General features: G+C 74.6%; 4 protein-coding genes. 3 read left to right on the top strand and 1 reads right to left on the bottom strand.

The window, feature by feature from the left end; translation table 11 throughout:
• The 3 genes from MFF42_RS13450 to MFF42_RS13440 all read left to right on the top strand — a co-directional run.
• Positions 1 to 1,308 (top strand): TolC family outer membrane protein (locus MFF42_RS13450; protein ID WP_238256181.1); only part of this gene is annotated, 1,308 nt, incomplete at its 5' end.
• A gap of 140 nt (positions 1,309 to 1,448) precedes the next feature.
• The gene (locus MFF42_RS13445; RefSeq protein ID WP_066923538.1) at positions 1,449 to 1,961 is read left to right on the top strand and encodes an RT0821/Lpp0805 family surface protein; all 513 of its coding nucleotides are present in this window, start codon (positions 1,449 to 1,451) and stop codon (positions 1,959 to 1,961) included.
• A 129-nt stretch (positions 1,962 to 2,090) separates the two neighbouring features.
• Positions 2,091 to 2,606, top strand: coding sequence for an MgtC/SapB family protein (locus MFF42_RS13440; RefSeq protein ID WP_050772665.1), 516 nt, complete (start codon positions 2,091 to 2,093; stop codon positions 2,604 to 2,606).
• A gap of 19 nt (positions 2,607 to 2,625) precedes the next feature.
• Here MFF42_RS13440 and MFF42_RS13435 read toward each other — a convergent pair.
• Positions 2,626 to 4,637 (bottom strand): class I SAM-dependent methyltransferase (locus MFF42_RS13435; RefSeq protein ID WP_238256180.1); only part of this gene is annotated, 2,012 nt, incomplete at its 5' end.

Genomic DNA, 4,637 nt, shown 5'->3' with positions numbered 1-4,637 from the left:
GCGCGGGCCGAGACCCTGGAGGGTGCCCTCGCGCGCGCCTTCCGCGCGAACCCGGAGCTGAACGCCGCCCGGGCGGGCCTGCGCGCGACGGACGAGGAGATCGTGCAGGCCCGGGCGGGCTACCGCCCCACGATCCGCCTCGACGCCGACATCGGGGTCGAGCGACAGAAGGGCGTCGAGGGCGGGGAACGCTTCGCGCGGACCGCCCTGCCGGGCGGCGCCGGCCTGACCGTCAACCAGACGCTGTTCAACGGTTTCCAGACCGACAACAACACCCGGCGCGCGGAATCGACCGTGCTCGGCCAGCGCGAGAGCCTGCGCCTCACCGAGACGACGACCCTGTTCAGTGCGGTCCAGTCCTACATGGACGTGCTTCAGAATACCGCGACGCTGGAGCTGAACCGCAACAACGTCGCCGTCCTGCAGGAGCAGCTCCGCCAGACGGCCTTCCGCTTCCAGGTCGGCGCGTTGACCCGGACCGACGTCGCCCAGGCGGAGGCGCGCCTCGCGCTCGCCCGCTCGCAGGTGAGCGCGGCGGAGTCGCAGCTGGGCGCCAGCATCGGCATCTATCGCCGGGTCATCGGCGTGGAGCCGCGCCAGCTCTCGCCGGGCCGCCCGCTTGACCGCCCCGTGCCGGGCAACCTCGACGCCGCGGTCGAGATCGGCCTCAAGGAAAACCCGCAGATCGCCTCGGCGCTGCACGCGGTCGATGCCGCCGAGGCGCAGGTGAAGGTGCTGGAGGGCCGGCTCTACCCGCAGGTCGGCCTGACCGGCCAGGTCGCCCAGCGCTACGACCAGGAGCAGCCCGGCGACAACGGCCGCACCGCCTCGATCGTGGGCCGCATCACGGTCCCGATCTATCAAGGCGGATCGGAATACGCGCAGATCCGGCAGGCCAAGGAGCTCGTGGGCCAGACGCGCCTGCAGGTCGAGTTCCTGCGCGACCAGATCCGCGCCGCCGTGGTCTCGGCCTGGGGCCAGCTGGAGGCCGCCAAGGCCCAGGTCATCGCCTCGCAGGCGCAGGTCCAGGCGAACGAGGTCGCGCTCGACGGGGTGCGCGAGGAGGCCCGCGTCGGCCAGCGCACCACCCTCGACGTGCTGAACGCGCAGCAGGAGCTCCTGAACGCCCGCGTGCAGCTGATCCAGGCCCAGCGCAACCGCGTGGTGTTCTCCTACGGCGTCGTGCAGCAGATCGGGCGCCTGACCGCCCGCTTCATCGCGGTGCCGGTGGCGGCCTACAGCCCGAAGACGCACTTCGATCAGGTCAAGGACCTCTGGTCCGGCGTGCGCACACCGGATGGCCGCTGATGGGACGGAAGACCTTCCGCCGCCAGGTCCGCGCCCCGGGGCCGCCCGCTCATCCCTGGCCGGGGCTGCCGGGCGGTCCGGGACCGCCGGCGCGCCCCGACCCGCCCCCGCCTTCGCCAGACACCGCCGAGCGCACCGTCATGTCCCATCCCCGGCTCCGGCCAACCGCACGTCCCCTGTCCCGCGCCGGCGCCGCGCTCCTGATCCTGGCGCTGCCGGCCTGCGCGATCTCGCTGCCGATCTCCCGGCCTGCCGACGGTTCTCCCGGCGTGCCGGGGCAGGACCCGAAGCGCACGGCGCCCCTGGCGTTCCCGGGGCTCGACCCGGAGGATTGGCGCCGGGCGCGCGGCATCCTCGGCCTCGCGTTGGAACCCAGCGGGAACGGCCTGCGCATCCGGTGGGACAACCCGGCGAGCGGGCGGAAGGGCAGCGTCGTGCCGACCGCCGCGCCGGTCGTACGCGCGGGGCGGATCTGCCGCGCCTTCCTGGCCACCGTGGAAGAGGCGCAGCGCACCGCCAGGATCCGCGGCACGGCCTGCCAGAACGTCGGCGACGACTGGGAGGTGACGGAACTCGACCCCGGGAGCAGCGCGCCGGACCGTCAGGGCGTAACGAGGCGCGACGCCGAGCCGACCGGACCCCGCTCGCCCTGATGCGGGCCGCTCCGGGAAGGTTCCGTCAGGCGCGAGGATCACCGTCGGCGCGCCGCTGGCGGCCCGCCTCGGAACGGCGGCACGACGCGCGGACGGACCATCGGGGCGTTCTCACACCGGCGAGGGATCATGGGTTCGTACTGGGGCATCTGGGGAGACCTTCCCAACCACTTGGTGCGGCTGGGCCTCGCCTTCGCGTTCGCATTCCCGCTCGGCTGGAACCGCGAGCGCGAGGCGCGCAGCGCCGGATTGCGCACCTTCCCCATCGTCGCCATCGCCAGCTGCGGCTTCATCCTGCTCGCCAGCGAGCTCCTCGGCGCGCGCACGCCGGAGCAGGCGCGCATCCTCCAGGGACTCATCACCGGCATCGGCTTCATCGGCGGTGGCGCCATCCTGAAGGGGGGCGACAACGTGCACGGCACCGCGACCGCGGCGAGCCTGTGGAACGTGGGCGTGATCGGGGCGGCCGTCGGCTTCGGCTACTACGACCTTGGCCTCATCCCGGCCCTGTCCAACTTCCTGGTCCTCGCCCTCCTGACGCCCTTGAAGCGCAAGCCGCGGACCGCCGCGTCGCAGGACCGGGGCGCCGGCACCGAGCCGGGGGGAGGGCCGGCCGGCACGGGCGGGGCCGGGCACAGCGAATGATGCCCCCCGGGATCGGAAGTCAGCGCGAACCGGTCCGGCCCTGGCGCGCCTGCCGCGCCCAGATCCGATAGGTGCCGCCGAAGGTGTCGGGATGGCGGGTCTCGAAACCGTGCCACGCCGCCGGCGAGCGCGCCGCGGCCGGGTCCGGATGCTCGGCCGCGAACCGGGTCCGGTCCGACGGGCGTTCGGGCTCCAGGCCCAAAAATTCCAGCCCGCAGGCCTCCAGCATCGCGCCGATCCCGGGCAGCGTGAAACGGTGCTCCTCGACGTGGAAGATGAGGTCGCGGCATTCCGACAGGGTCCAGAAGTCGGAGGCGGGGCTGAGCAGCATGCCGAGGTCCGGCTGCGCCACGGCCCCGGCCATGACGGCACGCCGGCCCGCCCGCACGCCGGCCGGGGTCGGCGCGAGCGCGCGCTCCGCGACCAGGGCGCGCCCCGCGACGACGCTGGCGCGCGCGATCTCGCTGTAGAGCCCGAGGAAGAGCAGGCCGCCCGGCGCGAGCAGCCCCGAGAGGACGCGCAAGCCCTGCAAGGGCTCGCGCATGTGGTGGAGCACGCCGAAGCTCTCGATCAGGTCGAAGCGCTCGCCCAGGTTGGCGAGGTCGAGGATGTCGGCCTGCAGGTGCCGGACCGACCCGATCCCGTATTCCGCCAGCTTGCGCATGCCGTAGGCCAGGCTGCTGCGGCTCAGGTCGACCGCGAGCACCGAGGCGTCCGCGACCGACTGCACGAGCCGCATGGTCTGGATGCCGGTCCCGCACCCCGCGACGAGGACGCGTGGCCGCTCGACCGCCGGCATCTCGTCCGCGCCGAGGTGCGGCAGCGCGAGGTGGACCCGCTCGCGCAAGGGACGCGGGGTCCCGAGCAGGGCGCGCGACCAGCGCGGATAGGGGTTCTCCTCGTACTGGGCCTGGACCAGGAGGGACACGGCGTCGCGCACCGGCCTGAGCGGGACCAGGCTGTCCGCGAGGGCGCGCTCCTGGGCCGGCTCCTCGACCTGCTCGCGCACGAGGGCGCGCAGGGCGGGCGGGGCCTTGGCGAGGTCGAGGCGGGCCGCGGCCGTGCGATGCAGCGGCAGGTAGCAGGCCGCGATGGCGACCCGGCGCCAATCCGCCGCGCCCGCGTCGGCCTCGGCTCGACCGAAGCCCGCGCACAGGGCCGCCAGGGCGACCTCCTCCTGCTCGTCGGTGCAGTAGAGGTACTCGTTGAGGAAGCACTGGCGCGCCAGGGCGCAGGCGAGGGTGAGGTCCGGTGCGGGCGGCGCCCCCTCCCGCGCCGCCAGGAGCAGGCTTCGCCGCACCTCCGTCAGCAGGAGCTCAAGCCCGAGATCGGGAATGGGGGCGGCGGCGAGGAGCGCGCGGAACAGCGCGTCGTCCAGCAGGGCGCGGACGACCGCATCGGCTTCGGCGACGGTCTCGCGGGCACGCGGGGGATCGGCCGCCAACCGGGCGAGCAGGCCGTCGACGGCCGCATCCTGCCGCAGCGCCGCGACGGCCGCGGTGGCGAGCAGGCGCGGGTCGACGTCGGCCCGCCCGAACAGGGCGATCAGCACCGCCCGGAAACGTGGTCCCGCCGGCACCGCGCCGAGGTGCAGGAGCTCGCGGGCGAGCAGGCGCGGGAAGCCGGGCTGGTCCGGCGCGCAGGCGACGGCCTCCGCGAGGGCCGAGAGGCCCGCGAGCGTCTCGCCGGCCCGGAGGCGGGCGCTCCCGAGATTGGCCCAGAGCGGCGCCCGCGCCGGCGCCATCGTGACGGGGGTGGCCCGGAGCGCGGCCTCGAAGAAGGGCACGGCTTGGCCGAACTCGCCCTCCCGCACCAGCAGGAGCGCGAAGCCCGCCAGGCAGTGGGCGAGCTCCGGCTTCAGCATCAAGGCGCTCTGGTAGGCCTTGGCGGCCTCCGTGAAGCGCCCGAGCGCGCGCAGCATCTCGCCCGCCTGGCCATGCGCCTCGGCGAAATCGGGGCGGAGCTCGGCGGCCTTCCGGAAGTGGCGCAGGGCCGAGCCCGGCGCGCCGGTCTGCCGGTGCGCCTCGCCGA

It is taken from the genome of Methylorubrum podarium, assembly GCF_022179745.1.
Lineage (GTDB): Bacteria > Pseudomonadota > Alphaproteobacteria > Rhizobiales > Beijerinckiaceae > Methylobacterium > Methylobacterium podarium.
This window is presented reverse-complemented; position numbering and strand designations above follow the sequence as displayed.